Genomic DNA, 18,704 nt, shown 5'->3' on the forward strand with positions numbered 1-18,704 from the left:
CCTGCCCGTGGGAGTCTCAGCAATGGCCAGCAAAAATCCGCTTGCGATCGTGAAGGAGCGCTTCGGCGACAAGGCGAAGCTCGTCGAGGCCGTGAAAGGGTTCGCGACCGAGGACCTCTGGCTCGGGCGCGTCAGCTCCGATCGGGGCGGCACGAAGGGTCTTGACCACGTCTCGAACGCCAAGCTCCTCCGTCTGCACGCGACGTTCAGCGTTGTAAAGGAGAAGTTCGGGACCCGGGCGAAGCTCATCGACGAGACGTTGACCGTCCTGAACCGGTCGAAGGACCAGGGGTACAGGAAGCGCCTCGAGGCGTACCCCGTCCCGCGCCTCTACGATCTCTACCAGTCGGCCTCGAAGCGGGCGAAGGCGGCCTCGAAGGCCCAGGCCTGAGCGCGCGCTGCTCGGAGCCCCCTCCCGCCGGTTGTGACCGGGCTGCCTGCCCTTGAAGGTCCGGCGTTCCTATCGTAATGAGCCGCGTCGCCAGCGCGCGGCGTCCAGCCGTCCTGCGTCGGACCGACGATCTGACGTCCCCCTGATGAGCCAGAAGCCCCCTCCAGGGGGCCCTCCCAGAGAAGGTGTGGGCGCCGCCGGCCGCGGCCCCCGCCAAGGAGAACGACTGTGAGCAGCGCGCACGAGACCGAGACCGACGTCTGGACGACCGAAGACGCCAAGTCGCTCTACATGATCGACCGCTGGGGTCGCGGCTACTTTGATGTGAGCCCGGACGGCAACCTCACGGTCGCGCCGCTCCAGGAGCGCGGCAGCAAGATCGCGATCCGCGACGTCGTCGACGCGGCGCTCGAGCAAGGGCTCCGCACGCCGCTGCTCATCCGCTTTCAGGATCTCCTCCATCACCGGGTGCGGGCGCTCAACGAGGCCTTCAACAGGGCGATCGCCGAGAGCAAGTTCCGCGGGACGTACCGCGGCGTGTTCCCGATCAAGGTGAACCAGCTCCGGGAGGTCGTGGAGGAGATCCTCGACGCGGGAAAGACCTATCACTACGGCGTCGAGGTCGGCTCCAAGCCCGAGGTCTTCGCCGGCCTGTCGGTCCACAGCGACCCGGAGTCGCTGATCGTCTGCAACGGCTACAAGGACGAGAACTTCATCCGGACGGCGCTGATCGGGCGCAAGCTCGGCAAGAAGGTGATCCTCATCGCGGAGAAGCTCTCCGAGGTGCGGATGATCACCCGCGTCGCCAAGGAGATGAACGTCGAGCCGATGATCGGGCTCCGGGTGCGGCTGCTCACCGAGGGGGCGGGCAAGTGGAAGACCTCGGGCGGAGAGAACGCGAAGTTCGGGCTCTCCACCGCGGAGATCCTCGCGGCGATCAGGATCATGGACGAGGCGGGCATGAGCTCCTCGTTCAAGCTCCTCCACTTCCATATCGGCTCGCAGGTGCCGGACATCCTGATCATCAAGCGCGCCGTGCGCGAGGCGACGCGCTACTACGCGAAGCTCCGCAAGATGGGGCAGCGCATCGAGTACATCGACGTCGGCGGCGGGCTCGCCATCGACTACGACGGCTCGCGCTCGACCTTCCACTCCTCGATGAACTACTCGGTCGAGGAGTACGCGCGCGACATCGTGCACAACATCGCGGACATCTGCGACGAGGAGCGGGTGCCTCACCCCAACATCGTCTCCGAGTCCGGGCGAGCGATCGTCGCGCACCACTCGGTGCTGGTCGTCCAGGCGTTCGGCTCGATCGAGAAGACGCCGATGTCGCCGATCGACATCCAGACCGAGGAGCACAAGCTCATCCAGAACCTCCTTTACATCAAGGACAACATCTCCGGCCCGAACCTCGGTGAGTCGTGGCACGACCTCCTCCAGATCAAGGAGGAGGCGCAGAAGATGTTCGAGCTCGGCCTCCTCAACCTCGACGTGAAGGCCCGGGTCGAGATCCTCTTCTGGGAGATCGCCGAGAGCATGCAGAAGATCGCGTCGTCGCTCGAGCCCGAGGAGGTGCCGGACGATCTCGGCGAGCTCCGCAAGCAGCTCGCCGACCAGTACATCTGCAACTTCTCGGTGTTCCAGTCGCTGCTCGATCACTGGGCGCTCGGCGCGCTCTTCCCGATCGTGCCGATCCACCGGCTGAACGAGCGCCCCTCGTCGGACAGCACGCTCGTCGACATCACCTGCGACTCCGACGGCAAGGTGAGCAAGTTCATCGATCTCAACGACGTGAAGGACACGCTCCCGCTGCACCCGATCTCGGGCGACCAGCCGTACTACGTCGGCATCTTCCTGACCGGCGCGTACCAGGACATCATGGGCGACATCCACAACCTCTTCGGCCGGGTCAACGAGGTGCACGTCTTCCTCGATGAGGACGAGGAGAGCGGGTACTACATCGAGGAGACGATCGCCGGGAACAAGATCCACGAGGTGCTGGCGCTGACCCAGTACGACAACCGCGATCTCGTGGGGAAGGTGAAGGCCCAGGTGGACGGCGCGATCAAGCAGGACCTCCTCAAGCCGACGGAGGGGATGCGCCTCCTCGCCGACTACGAGCGTGGGCTCAAGGACCAGACGTACCTGAGCCTCACCTCCGCGCCGTGATGTCGGAGAGCACGGCGCCCGCGGTCCGCGCGTCGCTCCCCCGGCGCCGGCCCGGGTGGGCGCGCCAGGCGGCGCTCGTCGCGCGGAAGGACCTCGCGATCGAGCTCGCCACGGGCGAGATCGTCACAACGAGCGGGTTCTTCGCGGTGCTCGTCGCCGTGATCGCGTCGCTCGCGTTCTACGCGGGCCAGGACGCGGCCGAGCGGGTCGCGCCGGGGGTCATCTGGGTGAGCGTGGCGTTCGCGTCGGTGCTCGCGCTGAGCCGCACGTGGCAGCGGGAACGCGAGGACGGCGCGCTCTCGGGCCTGCTCGTGTTGCCCATCGCGAGGAGCGCGCTCTTCGCCGGCAAGGCGCTCGGGCTCTGCGCGTTCATCATCGCGGTCGAGGCGATCATCATCCCCGTCGCGGCGCTCCTCTTCGCGGTGGACCTCGTGAAGACGGGCGCGGGGCTCGCGCTCTTCTGCCTCGCGGCGACGCCGGGCATCGCCGCGAGCGGCACCCTCTTCGGGGCCATGACCGTGCGCACCCGCGCCCGCGACCTCGTGCTCGCGAGCGTGCTCTTCCCGCTGCTCGCGCCCACCCTGCTCGCCGCGGTCGCGGGGACGCGGGAGCTCTTCGGCGGCGCGGCGATCGGCGAGCTCACCGACTACGTGGCGCTCATGGGCGTGTTCGACGTCGTGTTCCTCGCGGGCGGGATCGGCCTCTTCGATCTGATCATTGAGGGCTGAGCCGCGGCGCGGTCGCCGGACGCCCTCGAGCTCACGCGGGCGCGCCGCGCGCCGCGAGCACGTCGTCGGCGAGGATCGTCGCCGCCCGCTCGACGCCGGCGAGATCGAGCGACGCGCCGGTGCACTCGCCGATCGCCCACAGGCCGTCGCCGGCCCTGCCGCGCGCGTCGACCTGCACCGCGTACCCCGCGCGCGGGTCAATCTCGACGCGCGCGCCCGCCTGCGCGGCGACCTCGAACGCGGGCGCGGCCGGCGCGTCCACCGCGACGGCCACGACGCGGACGTCGCTCGTCGGGCTGTCGGGGGCGAACGGCGCGTCGCGCACCGTCACGCTCTTCACCTGCGAGATCCCGTTCACCGCGGCGAGCGCGGCGAGCGGGATCCGGACCGCGACGCGGTCGCCGAGGGCGCTCGCGAGCTCGTCGGCCCAGGGGCCCTCTCCCGCGAGCGCGACGGGGCCGGTCGGCTCGACGCCGCACGCGAGGAGCCGGCAGAACGCGCGCGCCGAGAAGACCCCTGGCAGATCGTTGTTCGGGAACGCCGCGACGCCGTCGTGCGCCCCGGTGGCGAAGATCTTGGCGGGCGCCCTGATCACGGTCGCGCCCGCGTCGCCGGCGACCAGGAGCTCGCCGAGGTAAACGCCGGCGGCCACGTGACGGCGGAGCTCGCGGACGCCGTCGAGCGGGTATCGCGCGAACAGCTCCGCCGCGCGGCGCGGCGCGCCGGCGAGCGACCCGCCGGGGGCGAGGCCGTCGTCGACCAGCGCCACACGGAGGCCGCGCGCCGAGAGCGTCGACGCAGCCGCCACGCCGGCGGGCCCGGCGCCGATCACGGCCGCGTCCACGTCGAGCCGCGCGGCGCGCTCGGGTGAGAGCGCGGCGCTCGGCAGCTGCCCGAGCCCCGCCAGCTTGCGCGCGATCGACTGCATGACCCCGGACAGGCCGGGGACGCCGGCCATCAGGTGGTGGTGATCGATCCCCTGCGGGAAGAACCAGTCGGTCACCTGGAGCAGGTCGGCCTGCCGCGAGCCCACGACGTTCTGCACCTCGATGCGCTCTCCACCGGCCGCCGGCCGCAGGCAGGTCATCACGTTGGGCACGCCGTCGACCCGCGCGAGGCAGCCGTCGCAGCCTCCACGCAGGCAGGTCGGCGCCCTGGGGCGGTGCAGCTTCGGGCTCCGCGCGAGCGTCACGCGCCCCGAGGCGATCAGCGCCACGGCCAGGGGCTCGCCCAGCTCCGCCGGGACGGCCGCCCCGTCGAGGGTGATGGTGACCGGATGCTGGAGCGCGCGACCTCGCCGAAACATGGGCGGACGCTAGCAGACGCGCGCCGCGCCGGCAGAGGAGGGCGCGGGGGCAAGCACGAGGAGAGAGCGAGCAGGAGGAGAGAGACGGAGAGAGGCCGGAGCAGGGAAAGACAGACGATCGCCGGCGGCAGGCGCGCGAGGCGTGCAATCGCGCAGGGCGCGGGAAGCATGGGAGGCGCGGGAAGCCTGGGAGGCAGCGGAGGCGCGGGAGCGCGCAGAGCGGGCGGAGTGGAGAAGGTGTCCTCACCTTCGCGCGGTGATCTATGCTGTGTCCGATGCGCCTCGGCGTCCTCGGCCCTGCTCAGGGTGATCTGCCCGCGCTTGCTCGCGGCGCGCAGCACCTGCTCGACGAAGGCCACGCCGAGCGGGTCATCTACGTTGCGGAGGACGACGCGCTCGACCGGGTCGTCGTGGGCTGGGCGCAGCGCCTGGTCGGCGCGGACCCCACAGAGGGCGCGCTGTTCGATCGGGCCGCGCGGTGCGCGGCCGCGACCCCGGACCAGATCGACGCCTTCGTGGCGTCCGAGCGCGCTCGGCTGCGACTCCGGGTGCTGATGAGCCTGCCGTCGGGCCGGCGCACCATCGAGATCCTGGACGGGCGCGTCGCGCTCTTCGTGTTCGACAAGGCGGCGCTCGACGAGGAGGACATCGTGGCGGCGTCGCTCCTCGTCTTCGGCAAGAGCACGGAGCCGCTCATCAAGAGGGTCGGCTCGCGGACGTTCTTCTCTCCCGGGCCGATCGGCTCCGACGGCGGCACGGCGCTCCTCGACGATGGACAGGGCGGCGTGCGGATCGAGGTGATGAACGCGAGCGGCGCGGTGACGGCGCGCGAGATCGTGGGCCCGCCCGCGGCCGGCCCCAGGCTGAGGGTTCAAGGTGGCTCGCACGGTTGAGGCGCCCGCCCGCGCCCAGGCCGCGCCCGCGCCCGAGGCGCGCCGCGTCGCCATCTTCGGGGGCAGCTTCAACCCGCCCCACGTCGCGCACGTCCTCGCGGCCACCTACGCGCTCACCATCGCGCCGATCGACGAGGTGCTCGTCGTCCCTGTCTACCGCCACCCCTTCTCGAAGGAGCTCGTGCCGTTCGAGCATCGCCTGGCCATGTGCCACCTCGCGCTCGGGTGGCTCCCGCGCGTGTCGGTGTCGCCCGTCGAGCGCGATCTGGGCGGCGAGAGCCTCACGCTGCGCACGCTGGAGCACCTCGCCGCGGCGCACCCGGACTGGGCGATGCGCCTGCTCGTGGGCGCCGACGTGCTCCCCGATCTGCCGAGGTGGCACCGCTTCGACCGCATCGAGCAGCTCGCCCCGCCGATCGTCCTCGGCCGCTCCGGCGTCGTCGCGCCCGCCGCGGAGCGCCTCGATGCGGGGCCGGCCGATGCTCGTCCTCACCTGCGCCCCGCCGACGTGGAGCTCCCTCGGATCTCGAGCAGCGACATCCGCCGGGCGCTCGCGGCCGGCGATCTCGAGGCCGTCCACCAGCGCGTGCCGCGCGCCGTGCTGGATTACGTGATCGCGCACCGGCTATACGGGAGCGGCTCATGACCGAGATGGACAGCACGCGCCCGTCGCCGATGCACCCGGAGGACAACACCATTCTCGAGGTGTTCATCTATGGAGGCGGCAAGGTGGGCCGCGGGCTCGCGCGCGCGATCCGCGACGCGGGGCTGCGGGTGACCCTCCGGCCCGCGCGGGATGGCCTGCCGTCGGAGCGCATCGAAGCCAACTTCGTGATCCTCGCCGTGCGCGATCGGGACATCGCGCCCTGCGCCGAGGCGCTGCGCGATCGCCGGCTGGTCGGCCACAAGGACGTCGCGGTCGTGCATTGCGCCGGCGCGCTCGGCCCGGAGGCGCTCGCGGCGGTGCGAGGCGACCGCGTCTCGGTCGCGCAGATGCACCCGATGATCTCGTTCGCCTCGCCCTCGTTCGCGCCCTTCCTCGAGCGTGGCCAGCTCCACATCGACGGCGATCCGACCGCCGTGCGCGCGGCGCGCTCGCTCGGGGTGTGCCTCGGCATGACGCCGCGCACGTTCTCGGGTCTCGACCGCGTCGCCTACCACGCGGCGGCGGGCCTGGTCGCCAACGGCGCTGCCGCGCTCGCCGCCGCCGGCGTCGACCTGCTCGAGCGCGCGGGCATCGACCGAAGGACGGCCGCCGAGATGCTCGGCCCGCTGCTCCGCACGGTCGCGGACAACGTCGAGGTCCTCGGCGTGCCCGAAGCCCTGACGGGGCCGGTGCGCCGCGGGGACGCGGCCGGCGTCGCGCGGCACCTCGAAACGCTCCGCCGGCTCGCGCCGCACCTCGTGCCGTTCTACGTGGCCGCCGCGGCGACGCAGCTCCCGCTGGCCCGCGTCCTGGGCGAAGCACCTGCGGATGCGTTCGACGCCATCCAGCGGGTCCTGGACGGAATACAGCAATAATAGTGTAATTTTCTTATGGTGAGGTAATTGCCTCATTATAGATAACGGCGGGATCCGTTGATGCGAGGTCCGGCGGAGAGGTACGCTTTTGTTGCCTTGGGATCCGTTGCCGCAGCCTGCGTTCCTTCCGTCATCACGAGCGACTCCGGGGGGTTCCGGGCGCTCGATGAGCGCGTCCGTGATGCCGCGTCGCGTGGGGTGCTCCACGTCCATGGACAGCGGCCGGTCCTGGACGCGGTTTGTTCCCACCTCGCGCGCCGCGCTCGAGGTGTGGGACGCTCGCTGATCTCGGCCGCGCACGCCGCGGATCGGGATCCCTGGCGCGATCTCGCGCTTCGCTGCGCCGTCACCTCTGCCGATCCGGCCGCGGCCGCGCAGGGCATCAGCGCCGCCGCGCAAGGCGCGATCCTGCTGGTCGCCGAGCGAGAGGCCACCAGCTGGGGGAGCCTTGTGCTGGACGAGGTCACGCGCCTCATCGCGGAGGGGTCGTGCTCCGCGCTGGTCATCGTGTGCAGCGACGCCGCGATGCGGCCCTGGACGAGCGCGCTCACGATCGACGGCGTCGCGTCGCCGGACGATCTGCACCGCTTCTGGGAGGCGTTCGCGGCGGACGCGGAGCGCCGGGTCGTCGCGAAGATCGAGCGGCTCGACGCGCTGGAGGGCTGGTGCTCCGCGGTGCTGGCCGCGCCGCCCGAGCAGCGCGCCGCGCGGCAGCCGCCGAGCCGCGAGTCCGCGCGCCTGCTGGATCGGCTCGCGCTGAGCCAGCGGCCCTGGCCGTCCGCGCAGCTCCGCCAGCTCGCGGCGCGGCGCGCGCAGCCCGGGCCGGGGGACGCGGCGTGCCAGGGGGTCGCCCAGGAGCTCGCCGCCCTCGGCCTGATCGAGGTCGACGATCGAGGGTGGGTCGCCGCGCCGCGCGCGGTCGTCGATCCGGCCGACGTCGATCCCGAGGATGTGCTCGCGATCGCGGAGGCGCTCGAGGAGCAGTCGTCCGATCCGTGGAGCCTCTCGCGCGCGAGCGAGCTCCTCGCCTCGCTGGGCCAGGACGAGCGCGCCGAGGCCGCGGCGATGCTCGCGATCTCCTCGGTCGGCGAGCCGTCGGCGCGCGCCGACTTCTGGCAGCGCTGGACCCGGACGATGCGGACGCTCTCCGGCGAGAGCGCCGCGTCGGGCGAGCGGCTGCTCCGCGCGGCGCAGCTCGCGCTCCGGCTCGGCGACATCGAGTTCGCCATCGACTTCTCGTCCGCGGCCCAGCGCGAGCGGGAGACGTTCGCCGCGCTGCTCGTCCGGGGCCGCGCGACGAGCGCGCGCGGCGACCTGACGACCGCCGCGATGGTGCTCTCGCGGGCGCTGTCGCTCGCCGCCACGCCCGAGGAGCGGGCGCGCGGCGCCGTGGAGATGGCGGAGCTCTGCTGCAAGACGGGCGACCTCGCGGCGGCCAAGGCGCGCGCGGAGGAAGGGCTCGCCGGCGCGGGGGAGATCGCGACGCGCCTCCAGGCGCGCAACATCCTCGGCAAGCTGCTCCTCGCGCAGCAGGCCTGGGCCGAGGCGGAGCTGCACTTCGCGGCCGACGCGTGGGAGGCGGCGTGCGCGGGCGAGCACGTGAGCGAGCTGCGCGCCCGGCTGAACCGCGCCATCTCGCTGCTCTCCAGCGGCCGGCTCGACGAGGCGCGCACGATGCTCGCCGGCGTGCTCGAAGAAGGCGAGCGGCGGGGCGAGCGCGCGGCGAGCGGCTATGCGCTCACGAACCTCGCGGTCATCGCCCACCTGAAGCACGAGTACCCGGAGGCCTTGCGCCTCTTCGAGCGCGCGATCGAGATCTTCCGGAGGATCGGCGACAAGGTCGCGCTCGTGAACCTCATCACGAACCTCGCGGAGATCCGGCTGCAGCTCGGGATGATCGAGGAGGCCGAGCAGGCGCTCGCGTTCGCGCGGAAGGCCTGCGGCCATGTCGTCCCTGGCGTTCGCGTCACGCACGTCGCCTACGTCGCGGCGCAGATCCACTTCGAGTGCCGGCGCACGGTGGACGCCTGGTCCGAGCTCACGGCCGCCTTCGCCTGCGGCGCCGGCTCGAAGCTCGGCGAGTGCTACGCGACCGCCGCGCGCATCGCGCTGCACGACGGCGACCTCCTGCAGGCCGGTCAGATGATCCAGCGGGCGCGCGCCGAGGCGACCTCCGACCGGCACCGCGCCGAGGTCGCGCTCCTCGAGGCGATGTGCTCCCGCGCCGCCGGCGCGCCGTTCGGGCAGATCGCCGCGGAGGCGCTCGCGCTGTCGCGCCGGGCCCACAGCCACGAGTGCGCCCTGGAGGCGCACGTGCTGCTTCACCACGCCTCGTCCGCCGGGGACCGTGTGTCGCGCGCCCTCGAGGACGAGCCCACGGCGGCGCGCTCGCACCTCGAGGCGGCGATCGTCCTCCGCGATCGCATCGCCGGGTCGCTCCCGCCCGAGATCGCCCGCAAGTTCCTCTCGCGCCGGAGCTTCGCCGAGCTCGCCCGGCTGGAGGCGTGCGCGCGCAGCGCCGCCGAGGCGGAGCCGAGGGGCTGCGAGCTCTGCGGCTCCAGCGCGTGCGCCGGGTGCGCCAGGGGAGCGGCCCGCGCCCCGAGGCCGGCGAGCGTGGTTCCCGCGATCAAGCGGATGGTCGGGACGACGCCCGCGCTGCTCAGCCTCATCCACCAGATCGGGAAGGTCGGGGCGAGCGACGCGACCGTGTTGATCCATGGCGAGAGCGGCACCGGGAAGGAGCTCGTCGCCGAGGCGATCCACGAGGTGAGCGCGCGGCGCGCGGGCCCGCTGATCAAGGTCAACTGCGCCGCCCTCGTCGAGACGCTGCTGCTCTCGGAGCTGTTCGGCCACGAGAAGGGGTCGTTCACCGGCGCGGCGTCGCGCCGTCGCGGGCGCTTCGAGCTCGCCGAGGGGGGAACGCTCTTCCTCGACGAGATCGGGGACATCTCGCCGCGCACGCAGGTCGCGCTGCTCCGCGTCCTGCAGGACAAGACCTTCGAGCGGGTCGGGGGTGTCACGCCGCTGCGCGCCAACGTGCGGATCCTCTGCGCGACCCACCGCGACCTGCGTGCGATGGTTGCCCGGGGCGAGTTCCGGGAAGATCTCTATTACCGGCTCCGGCAGGTCGTCCTCGAGGTCCCCGCGCTCCGCCATCGGCCGCGGGATCTGCCCGCGATCGCGACAGCGATCCTGGAGAGGATCGGCGGCGAGCGTGGCGTGGCGCCGAAGCGCCTCTCCAGCCGGGCCGTCGAGGCGCTCTCGCGGCACTCCTGGCCGGGGAACGTGCGCGAGCTCGAGAACGCCCTGCGCGCCGCGGCGATCTTCGCGGACGGCCAGGTGATCGATCTCGAGGATTTCACGACGAACGTCGAAGGGCTGCGGGAGCTCGAGGCCGCGGATCTGGCGAGCGCTCCGATGACACCGAGGGCTGGCATGCACCCTGCATTCGACTCGTCGAGAGACTCGCCGAGGGAGTCGTCCCGAGAGTTGCCCAGAGAGCCGACCAGCGGGCCGCGCTCGTCGGCGCCAGAGCAGGCGACGTCGGTGTCACATTCCCCGTCGACGCCTGCGGATCGCACGCCGCTGGAGCTCGCGTACGCTCAGGTCCGCGGAGGGGTCAGCCTCAGCGACATGAAGCGCGAGATCGAGCGCGAGTGCATTGCTAGGGCGCTCGACGAAAGTCGTGGGAACATCACACGCGCCGCCGTGCTCCTGGGCATGAAGCGCCCACGGCTTTCCCAGCTTGTGAAGCAGTATGGCTTTGGCGGGACTTCGGAGGATTGAAGTGATGCGAGGTTGCTGGACGAGTTGGCTGTCGGGGGGCTTCGCGGCGCCTCTGCTGCTGGCGGGCTGCGCGATCACGTCCGCAGAGCACGAGGAGCAGAGCGTGGAAGCGTGGGGCGATCTCGACCCGATGATCTCCGAAGAGGCGTCCGGATCGAGCGATGGCGCGGAGGGCGACGTCGTCGTACCCGTCACCGATTTCGTCACGCCTGCGTCGCTCCGGCCGCGCGACCTCGCGCCCGCGTCGAGCGATGACGGCGCGCCCACGACGATCGAGGCTCGGTCGCAGGGGCGCTGCAACCCGGACCCGCTCCCGTGGAACCCCAGCGGCGCGGACAGACGCGACAGCGCTCCCTCCGAGAGCGACGGGACGCGCTGAGCCGCGCGCCCGGGCGGCCTGAGCGCGCCCGCGCCTCGGCGCGCGTCTTGCTGTCGCCGCGCGCCGCTCCCCGGCGCGTTTTGCGGTCGCCGCGCGGCCCGCCGCGGTAGCCTTCGCGCGTGGCGCCGCTCGGGATCGATCTCCGCACACGGACGACCCTTGTCTGCGGGGCCCTCGCCCTCGCCATCGCGGCGTCGACGCTGCTGCGGGACCGCGTCCGCCGCGTCCACCTCTTCTTCGCCGCGTTCGCCGCCGACGTCGGGCTCTGGTACCTCTCGCAGTCGCTCTTCGGCTTCTTCCAGGCCTCGATCTGGGAGCGCTTCACGGCGATCCTCGCCGTGCTGCTCCCGCAGTTCGCGCTGCAGCTCTTCGAGGCGATGATCCCCCATGACGCGGATCGGCGCTCGCGGCTGCTCCGGTTCGCGGGGGTGCTCGTCATCCCGCTGTTCATCCTCGTGCTGGTGAGCCGGGAGCCGGGCTCGTGGCTCGACTGGCTCACGCGCGGCTGCATTTTCCTCTACGTCTTCGCGCTGCTCACCGCGGGGCTGTACACGCTCGGCCAGCGCGGCAAGCAGAGCTCCTCGCGCGCGACGCAGCGGCGCGTGCGGTTCCTCGTGGTGATCGGCGCGCTCGCCGGGCTCGCCAGCGTCGCCGACTTCGCCTGGTTCCTCGGCGCCGAGCCGCCGCCCGTCGGCGCGGCGCTCTCGATCGTGTTCCTGTTCGTCCTCGCCCAGGCGCTGCGTCACGAGCGCCTGCTCGACGCCTACGAGATGCTCGCGCGCCTGCTCGTCGCCACGGCGGTCGCGTTCCTGATCGCGCTGATCTTCTATCTCCTGCTCACGTTCATCGGCGGCTTCAACACGATGTACCTGAACGCGGTGCTCGCCGCGATCGTCATCCTGGTGCTGTTCGACCCGCTGCGGGAGCGCGTCGAGGAGCAGCTCCAGCGCCTCTTCCTGCGGGAGCGGTTCGATCTCGATCGCTCGCTCGCGGAGGCCCGGCGGCGCCTCGTGCACACGCTCGAGGTGGACGAGATGGGCTCGATCGTGATGAGCGCGCTCGAGCAGTCGCGCCGCGTCACGGCGGCGGCGCTCTACCTGCGCGATCAGGACGGGACGGGCTTCGACAGGCTCGCCTCGCTCGGGCCGCGGGTCCCCGAGCGGATCGAGGTGGCGACCGCGAGGGCGCTGCTCGATCGCCTCGACCGGGGGCCGCTCGCGATGGAGGAGCTGGAGCGCGAGGCCCGCGAGCGGCGGGCGCGCCGCAGCCAGAGCGACGCGGACGACGACGGCAACTTCGCGCGGCGGACGGAGGTGCGGCCCCAGGTCCCCGAGGACGCGGTGCTCGCGGCGGCCGAGGTGCTCGGCAGCCTCTGCTCGGGCGTGGTGCTTTGCGCGCGCGACGAGCAAGGCGAGCCCATCGGGCTCCTGGTCGTGGCGGACACGCGCGTGCGCGACGCGTTCTCGCCCGAGGAGCTGACCCTGCTCGAGACGCTCGCCGCGCAGATCGGCGTCGTCCTGGAGAACTCGCGGCTCTACGCGCAGATGAAGGAGCGAGACCGGCTCGCGCTCCTCGGCCAGATGGCGGCCGGGCTCGCGCACGAGATCAGGAACCCGCTCGGCGCGATCAAGGGGGCGGCGCAGCTGCTCGCCGATCCCGTGCCGGAGGCGCAGATCGACGCGGCGTCGCGCGAGTTCCTCGGGATCATCCTCGAGGAGGTCGACCGGCTCGATCGCGTCGTAGGTTCGGTGCTCGATCTCGCGCGGCCGGCGCAGGGCTCGGTCGTCCCGACCGACGTGAACGCGATCGTGCGCCGCACCCTGCAGGTGCTCTCGATCGAGCGCAGGAACGACCAGCTCGAGGTCGAGGTCACGCTGGATCCTGGTCTCCCCCGCGTCGCCATCGATCCAGAGCAGCTGCGGCAGGTGCTGATGAACCTGTTCCGCAACGCCGTCCAGGCCATGAAGGGCCGGGGCAAGGTGGTGATCTCGACGCGCGTCCGCTTCGGCCGCGGCACGCGGCCCGGCTCGGGCTCGGATGAGCCGTTCGTCGAGCTCAACGTCACCGACAACGGCCCCGGGATCTCCCAGAAGGTGCTCGCGAACATCTTCCTGCCGTTCTTCACGACGAAGGACAAGGGGACCGGGCTCGGCCTGTCCATCAGCCAGCGCATCGCGCAGAGCGCCGGCGGCCGCATCGAGGTCCGGTCGTACGAGGGGAAGGGGAGCACCTTCGCCGTGATCCTCCCCGCCGCCGTCGACAAGCTGGGCGCGCCGCAGCCGTCGCCCGCGGCGCTGGCGCCTGCCGAGCCGGCCCCTCAGGAGCGGCCCGGCTGAGTCCGGTGCGCCCGTGGAGCGTCCGCGGCGTCCGGGCGCATGCGCGCTGCGCGCGTTGCGTCGAGCGGCGCGCTCAGCCGTAGCGCGAGGTCATGAGCCGCTCCAGCGCGACGTGCTCGCGCACGAGCTCGAGCGTGTGCTCGGCGTGTCCGTGGGCGTAGCCGTTGCCGATGTAGAGGTCCACGTCCTTGCCGATCCCCTCGGCCCCCAGGGCGGCGGCGGTGAAGCTCGTGCTCATCGCGAAGAAGTACGTCTTGCCGCGATCGCGCGTGGCGACGATCGCGCTGAGCTCCACGCCCGGGACGTTCACGCACGAGAGCGTGAGGTCGGCGCCCGCGTCGCCGGTGAACGGCAGCACGGCGTCGCGCACGGCGAGGGGGTCGCGCGCGTCGAGGACCGCGACGTGGTCGCAGATCGCGAGCGAGCGCAGGTCGGCGGCGAGCTCCGGCGACGCCTCGATCCCGATGACGCGCCCGGCGCGGCCGACGCAGCGCCGCGCCTCGGCCGCGCACAGGAGGCCCGATTTTCCGCCTGCGCCGAGCACCACCACGCTGTCGCGCGGGCCGGCGAGGCGCGCCACCTGAGGCGCCGCGCCGGCGACGTCGAGCAGCGCGAGGGCGAGCCGCTCGGGCATGTCGGTCGGCATCCGGGCGAGCGGCGCCGACCCGAAGAGGATCGCGGTGCCCTCGACGTCGATCTGCGCGGACGCGGGCCGCACGGCGATGATCCGGCGGAGCGAGAGCGGCGTGAGCGACAGCGACGCGAGCGTCGCGATGCGATCGCCGACGGCGACGCCGCGGTGCTCGGCGAGCGAGCCGACCCGGCGCACGACGCCGAGCAGCATGCCGCCCGAGCCGGTGACCGGGTTGTGCTGCTTGCCCCGGCGCGCCACCGTCTCGAGGACGAGCCGCGCCACGCCGTCCGGGCTGCCGCCGGACGCCTCCTCCATCTGGCGGAAGCTCGCGGCGTCGATGTTCAGCGTCTGCACATCGACGACGATCTCGGTCTCGAAGTGGCGCGAGGCGTCGGCGTCCAGCCGCTCCGCCGGCTGCGGCATCGCCCCCGGTGGATCGAGCACGCGGTGCGTGCCCAGCGGATCGCCTGCGGGGAGGGTGGGTCGCGTCGCTGCGGAGCTCACGCCGAGGCCGTTCAACATGCCGGGCTCGAAAGCAAGGGCAATGAGCCGAGCGGCCGCAGGATTCCTCGCTGAGGTGGCCCGGCGCTCCGCCCAGGGCCCGGAGGCCCCGAAAACCGTCGGTGCCGACCGTTTCGACGGAGCCAATCGCCCTCTTTCCCTCAAATTGGATACACTCGCGTGCGCCGAGTACGTTGGCCCTTACCCCCGCGGCGCGCCTCTGTGGCGGCCGAGGGAGGGGGGCCGGCGCGTTGCGTCAGGATCGGACGAGCCGACTCATTTGAAAGAACGGACCGGATCTCTTGACCACCTTTGCTCGGTGAAACTAAGCTTTGCCCCCTGCTGGCGCTCTCGTAAGCGCACGAAGGTTTTTACTCCCTGCGATGGATAACCACGCTCCCAAGGTGTCGGCAACGCGGCAACTAGCGTTGCGCTTCATCTCCGGGAAGTACCAAGGCGGCGAATTCCCCCTCGGGGAGCAGCAGGAGATCGTCGTGGGTCGCTCCAGCGACCTCGACATGGTCCTCGTCGAGGACATGGTCTCCCGGCGCCATGCCCGGATTGCCTGCACCGAACAGTCGATTGTGATCGAGGATCTCGGCTCGACGAACGGAACGTTCGTCAACGGCGAGAAGATCAAGAAGACGACCCTGAAGGAGGGCGATCGTGTGCTCATCGGCACCAGCATCCTCAAGGTCGTCTCCACCGACCCAGGCGCGCCACCGGCGCGGAAACGGATGGACGAGCCATCGTTGAGGAGCGGTCAGACCCGGTCGATGTCCGGGTCGATCGACGAGATCCCGCTCCCGGATCTGCTGCAGCTCTTCGGCACGTCGAAGAAGAGCGGCGTCCTCGTGGTCCGCTCCGACGACGACGTCGGCAAGATCTACCTGCGCAAGGGCATCGTGACCTTTGCGACCATCAACGATCTGACCGACGTCCCGCCGCTGAAGAGCGTCTACCGGATCCTCACCTGGGCCGGCGGGACGTTCGACCTCGAGGCGGCCGAGGAGCGGGTCATGACCGGCGAGATCAGCGCGACGGTGCAGGAGCTCCTCATGGAGGGGCTCCGGCAGATCGACGAGCTGAACAACATCCGCCACCAGCTGCCGGACCTGTCGGCGCGCCTGGTCATCCCCCAGCCGCTCAAGCCGCAGCTCCGCGATCTCTCGCCCGTCGATCTCGACGTCCTCCAGGTCGTCTACAACCACGGGCACCTCGCGATGGTCCTCAACAAGAGCCCCGCGACGGATCTGGAGACCGCGCAGTCCGTGTTGAAGATGATCAACGCGGGCTACCTCCGCGCCGAGTGAGCCGGGCGGGAGCGCACGGTGTCGCGAGGCCGCGCGATGCGGCCTATCGCGCCGGTGCGCGCGGCTCTCGGCTGAACCGAGATCGATAGGTCAGGGGAGAGCGGTCAGGAGCGCGTCCTCGCGCGCCGCGCTCCCGAAGGCGCGGCGCGCAGGGCGGCAGCGTGGTGTCAGGACTGCGACGTGCCGCGCTTCGCGGGGTCGATCGCCTTGCTCGCGAGGCGGAGCGACACGGCGCGGGCGTGCGCCTGCAGGCCCTCGGCCAGGGCCAGCTTCTCGATGATCGGGCCTTGCGTCCGGAGCGCCGCGCCCGAGTACCGGATGAGGCTCGCGCGCGTCACGAAGTCGTAGACCCCGAGCGGCGCGCCGAAGCGGGCCGAGCCGCCGGTCGGGAGGACGTGGGACGGCCCCGCGAGGTAGTCGCCCGCGGCGACCGGGGTGAGGTCGCCGAGCAGCGCGGCGCCGAGCGTGCCGATCTCCGAGAACAACCCCTCGGCGTCGGCGACGTGGAAGGCCACGTGCTCGACCGCGAGCTGATCGGCGATCTCGGCGAGGCGAGCGCGCGAGCCGACGACCAGCGCCGCCGCGTGCGTCGAGAGCGACGCCTCCACGATCGCGCGCCGCGTGAGCTCGGGGAGCGCCGCGTCGAGCTCGCGCGCGACCGCCTCCGCCAGCTTCGCCGAGGTCGTCGCGAGCAGGGCGTAGGACGCCTCGTCGTGCTCGGCCTGCGAGAGGAGATCGGCGGCGACGAGCCGGGGATCCGCGGATTCGTCGGCGAGCGCGAGGATCTCGCTCGGCCCGGTGATGCCGTCGATCGACACGTCCCCGAAGACCAGCTTCTTCGCGCAGGCGACGTACGCGTTGCCGGGCCCCACGATCTTGTCGACCGGCGCGAGCTCCGGGAGCCCGTAGGCCAAGGCCGCGATCGCCTGCGCGCCGCCCGAGTCGAGCAGGGTCGTCACGCCGGAGAGGTGCGCCGCGGCGAGCGTGGCGTCGTCGGCCGACGGGCTCGCGAGGACGATCTCCTGCACGCCGGCGATGCGCGCGGGGAGGGCCGACATGAGCACGCTGGAGGGGTAGCGGGCCTTGCCGCCCGGCGCATAGACGCCGACCCGGCGCAGGGGGCGCACGCGCATGCCCAGCAGCACGCCCTCCTCCTCGTAGCTGAAGCCGGCCTGCAGGGCGGGCCCGTTCGCCGTCACGCTCGCGGGGCCGAGATCGCCCGCGTCGCGCTGCCGCTCATGGTAACGCGCGATCCTGGCCGCCGCGGTCTCGAGCGCGGCGCGGACCTCCGGCGGGAGCCTCGCGAGCGCCTCGGCCCCGCCGAAGCCGCCCTCCGCCTCCGGGCCTGCGTGGCGGACGAGCGCCTTCGACGTCCTCCGCTCGAACTTCTCGATGTAGCCGAGCACGGCGGACGTGCCCCCGCGCCGCACGTTGTCGATGATCTCGGTCACGGCCGGCGTGACGTTCGCGAGGTCGCCCGTGCCGCGGGTGCGCAGGGCTGACAGGGTGGACTCGAACTGAGGCGAACCTTCGATGTAGATGGGCAGCATGGCTTGATATGGACCGGCGCGGTGGAATCTCCGCGTGGACGGCGACACCCCGTACCACACCACCCCGGCCGCCGGTACGTCGGCCGCGCGGTCGACAGCGCCACGCGCGCTGCAGCCGAAGCAGCGCGTCGCGGCGGCTGCAGCGCGTCGCTCCCCGAGTTCCCCGGCCTGAGCGGATCGAGTAGGGTCGCCCGATGCGGTCCGGCTCGTTTGGTCTCGCCTCCGCCGCGCTCTCGGTCGTGCTCCTCGCGCTGGCGCCTGCCGTGCTCGTCGGTTGCCCGGAGAACTCCTGCTTCCTCAAGATCTGCCAGGGCAGCAGCTGCCGCTGCTCGATCTCGTCGTGCAGCGACGGCGCCGGCTTCGACACGAAGCAGAACCGCTGCCGATGCCTGAAGGGCTACCTCTCGATCGCGGGCCAGTGCCTCACGCCCCGGGCGGCGAACGCCTACTGCGGCGTGGGCCGCCACTACGAGGCAGGCGGCTGCGCTACCGATCGCTGCCGGCCCGGGGACGAGATCGACCAGAGCACGGGCTACTGCGTGTCGCGCGAGCAGGTGGCGACCAACATCGGCGTCGCGGTCGGCGCCGGGCAGAAGCTCGGGTGCCCGCCCGGCCAGGAGCTCATCGTCGACGGTCCGACCGCCGCGTGCGTCCCGCTCTCGCAGACCTGCGCGCGCGACGAGGTCTGGACCGGCCAGGCTTGCGCGAAGGTAGGGCGCTGCCCAACGGGCTCGATGTGGGATCCCGCGCTCGCCCAGTGCGTCCAGTACGCGCAGGGCTCGGGTGAGAGCGGGCTCACGGTGAACGTCGGGCAGTGGGCGTCGGCGAACTACGGGCCCGACGGCGGCATGGGTACGAGCGGCTTCTGCGGCGCTTTCGCGAAGAAGCCGTACAGCTTCGGGATCGTCGAGGGGGCCTCGGCCTACGTCCGCGCCACGGTGATGATGTCCTTCCCGGAGGGCGAGATCGCCCGCGGCGTCGTGCAGGCGGTGACGGTGTTCGATGCGAGCGGGAACCCGGTGCCGCCGCGCGGCGCCGCGGAGGTCGATGCGGCGGCGCGCAGCATCTTCGGCACGCTCGTCCTGGGTGGCGGGCGCGCGAGCGCGCCGACGTCGTCGACCACCGTCCGGTGCGCGGTCATCCACGCCGGAAAGCCGCAGCCGGTGCCCGCCGTCGGTGGACTCTAGCGAGGCG

14 protein-coding genes are annotated in these 18,704 nt (G+C 72.0%); 11 read left to right on the forward strand and 3 right to left on the reverse strand.

Annotated features, from left to right (window positions below; translation table 11 throughout):
* Positions 1–22 precede the first annotated feature (22 nt).
* From POL72_RS46105 to POL72_RS46115, 3 genes are all read left to right on the forward strand, one after another.
* Positions 23–391 carry a hypothetical protein gene (locus POL72_RS46105; protein WP_012235084.1) on the forward strand — a complete coding sequence of 123 codons (369 nt, stop codon included), beginning with the start codon at positions 23–25 and terminating at the stop codon, positions 389–391.
* A gap of 228 nt (positions 392–619) precedes the next feature.
* On the forward strand, positions 620–2,563 hold the full coding sequence (speA, locus tag POL72_RS46110) for a biosynthetic arginine decarboxylase (RefSeq protein WP_272103290.1): 1,944 nt from the start codon (positions 620–622) through the stop codon (positions 2,561–2,563).
* Complete coding sequence (locus tag POL72_RS46115; protein ID WP_272103292.1) at positions 2,563–3,291, forward strand: heme exporter protein CcmB; 729 nt, start codon at positions 2,563–2,565, stop codon at positions 3,289–3,291. The genes speA and POL72_RS46115 overlap by 1 nt, the downstream gene beginning before the upstream one ends.
* Before the next feature lie 31 nt (positions 3,292–3,322).
* Here POL72_RS46115 and POL72_RS46120 read toward each other — a convergent pair whose 3' ends face one another.
* Positions 3,323–4,597: a (2Fe-2S)-binding protein gene (locus POL72_RS46120; RefSeq protein ID WP_272103294.1), complete on the reverse strand. Its 1,275-nt coding sequence runs from the start codon at positions 4,595–4,597 to the stop codon at positions 3,323–3,325.
* Between the two features lie 275 nt (positions 4,598–4,872).
* Between POL72_RS46120 and POL72_RS46125 the strand changes: the two genes are divergently transcribed.
* The 6 genes from POL72_RS46125 (at position 4,873) to POL72_RS46150 (ending at position 13,512) form a co-directional block, all read left to right on the forward strand.
* Positions 4,873–5,490, forward strand: a complete 618-nt coding sequence (locus POL72_RS46125; RefSeq protein WP_272103296.1) for a metallophosphoesterase family protein — start codon at positions 4,873–4,875, stop codon at positions 5,488–5,490.
* Positions 5,474–6,136, forward strand: coding sequence for a nicotinate (nicotinamide) nucleotide adenylyltransferase (gene nadD, locus POL72_RS46130; RefSeq protein WP_272103298.1), 663 nt, complete (start codon positions 5,474–5,476; stop codon positions 6,134–6,136). Before POL72_RS46125 ends, nadD begins: the two co-directional genes overlap by 17 nt.
* The gene (locus POL72_RS46135; protein ID WP_272103300.1) at positions 6,133–7,011 is read left to right on the forward strand and encodes a DUF2520 domain-containing protein; all 879 of its coding nucleotides are present in this window, start codon (positions 6,133–6,135) and stop codon (positions 7,009–7,011) included. Before nadD ends, POL72_RS46135 begins: the two co-directional genes overlap by 4 nt.
* Before the next feature lie 270 nt (positions 7,012–7,281).
* Positions 7,282–10,797: a sigma 54-interacting transcriptional regulator gene (locus POL72_RS51470; RefSeq protein ID WP_272103301.1), complete on the forward strand. Its 3,516-nt coding sequence runs from the start codon at positions 7,282–7,284 to the stop codon at positions 10,795–10,797.
* 4 nt (positions 10,798–10,801) lie between these two features.
* Complete coding sequence (locus tag POL72_RS46145) at positions 10,802–11,176, forward strand: hypothetical protein (protein ID WP_272103303.1); 375 nt, start codon at positions 10,802–10,804, stop codon at positions 11,174–11,176.
* 119 nt (positions 11,177–11,295) lie between these two features.
* Complete coding sequence (locus POL72_RS46150) at positions 11,296–13,512, forward strand: ATP-binding protein (protein WP_272103304.1); 2,217 nt, start codon at positions 11,296–11,298, stop codon at positions 13,510–13,512.
* Between the two features lie 73 nt (positions 13,513–13,585).
* Here the strand turns inward: POL72_RS46150 and kdd are convergent, their stop codons facing one another.
* Positions 13,586–14,668 (reverse strand): L-erythro-3,5-diaminohexanoate dehydrogenase, encoded by a 1,083-nt coding sequence (kdd, locus tag POL72_RS46155; protein WP_272103305.1) that lies wholly within the window; start codon positions 14,666–14,668, stop codon positions 13,586–13,588.
* A 362-nt stretch (positions 14,669–15,030) separates the two neighbouring features.
* Between kdd and POL72_RS46160 the strand changes: the two genes are divergently transcribed.
* Positions 15,031–15,960, forward strand: coding sequence for a DUF4388 domain-containing protein (locus POL72_RS46160; protein ID WP_272103306.1), 930 nt, complete (start codon positions 15,031–15,033; stop codon positions 15,958–15,960).
* 167 nt (positions 15,961–16,127) lie between these two features.
* On the opposite strand, the gene hisD is transcribed toward POL72_RS46160, so the two are convergent.
* Positions 16,128–17,510, reverse strand: a complete 1,383-nt coding sequence (gene hisD / locus POL72_RS46165) for a histidinol dehydrogenase (RefSeq protein ID WP_272103307.1) — start codon at positions 17,508–17,510, stop codon at positions 16,128–16,130.
* A 194-nt stretch (positions 17,511–17,704) separates the two neighbouring features.
* Here hisD and POL72_RS46170 point away from each other — a divergent pair, with 194 nt between their 5' ends.
* Positions 17,705–18,697: a hypothetical protein gene (locus POL72_RS46170; protein WP_272103308.1), complete on the forward strand. Its 993-nt coding sequence runs from the start codon at positions 17,705–17,707 to the stop codon at positions 18,695–18,697.
* Positions 18,698–18,704 lie beyond the last annotated feature (7 nt).

Origin of the sequence: Sorangium aterium (assembly GCF_028368935.1) — a bacterium.
In the GTDB taxonomy this organism is placed as follows: Bacteria; Myxococcota_A; Polyangia; order Polyangiales; family Polyangiaceae; genus Sorangium; species Sorangium atrum.

Excerpts from the sequence above, each read along its gene's own strand:
- POL72_RS46135 (WP_272103300.1), top strand. The coding sequence starts at position 6,133 with ATGACCGAGATGGACAGCACGCGCCCGTCGCCGATGCACCCGGAGGAC.
- POL72_RS46145 (WP_272103303.1), top strand. The coding sequence starts at position 10,802 with ATGCGAGGTTGCTGGACGAGTTGGCTGTCGGGGGGCTTCGCGGCGCCT.
- POL72_RS46125 (WP_272103296.1), top strand. The coding sequence starts at position 4,873 with ATGCGCCTCGGCGTCCTCGGCCCTGCTCAGGGTGATCTGCCCGCGCTT.
- POL72_RS46120 (WP_272103294.1), bottom strand. The coding sequence starts at position 4,597 with ATGTTTCGGCGAGGTCGCGCGCTCCAGCATCCGGTCACCATCACCCTC.
- hisD (WP_272103307.1), bottom strand. The coding sequence starts at position 17,510 with ATGCTGCCCATCTACATCGAAGGTTCGCCTCAGTTCGAGTCCACCCTG.
- POL72_RS46105 (WP_012235084.1), top strand. The coding sequence starts at position 23 with ATGGCCAGCAAAAATCCGCTTGCGATCGTGAAGGAGCGCTTCGGCGAC.
- POL72_RS46115 (WP_272103292.1), top strand. The coding sequence starts at position 2,563 with ATGTCGGAGAGCACGGCGCCCGCGGTCCGCGCGTCGCTCCCCCGGCGC.
- kdd (WP_272103305.1), bottom strand. The coding sequence starts at position 14,668 with ATGTTGAACGGCCTCGGCGTGAGCTCCGCAGCGACGCGACCCACCCTC.
- POL72_RS46160 (WP_272103306.1), top strand. The coding sequence starts at position 15,031 with ATGGATAACCACGCTCCCAAGGTGTCGGCAACGCGGCAACTAGCGTTG.
- POL72_RS46170 (WP_272103308.1), top strand. The coding sequence starts at position 17,705 with ATGCGGTCCGGCTCGTTTGGTCTCGCCTCCGCCGCGCTCTCGGTCGTG.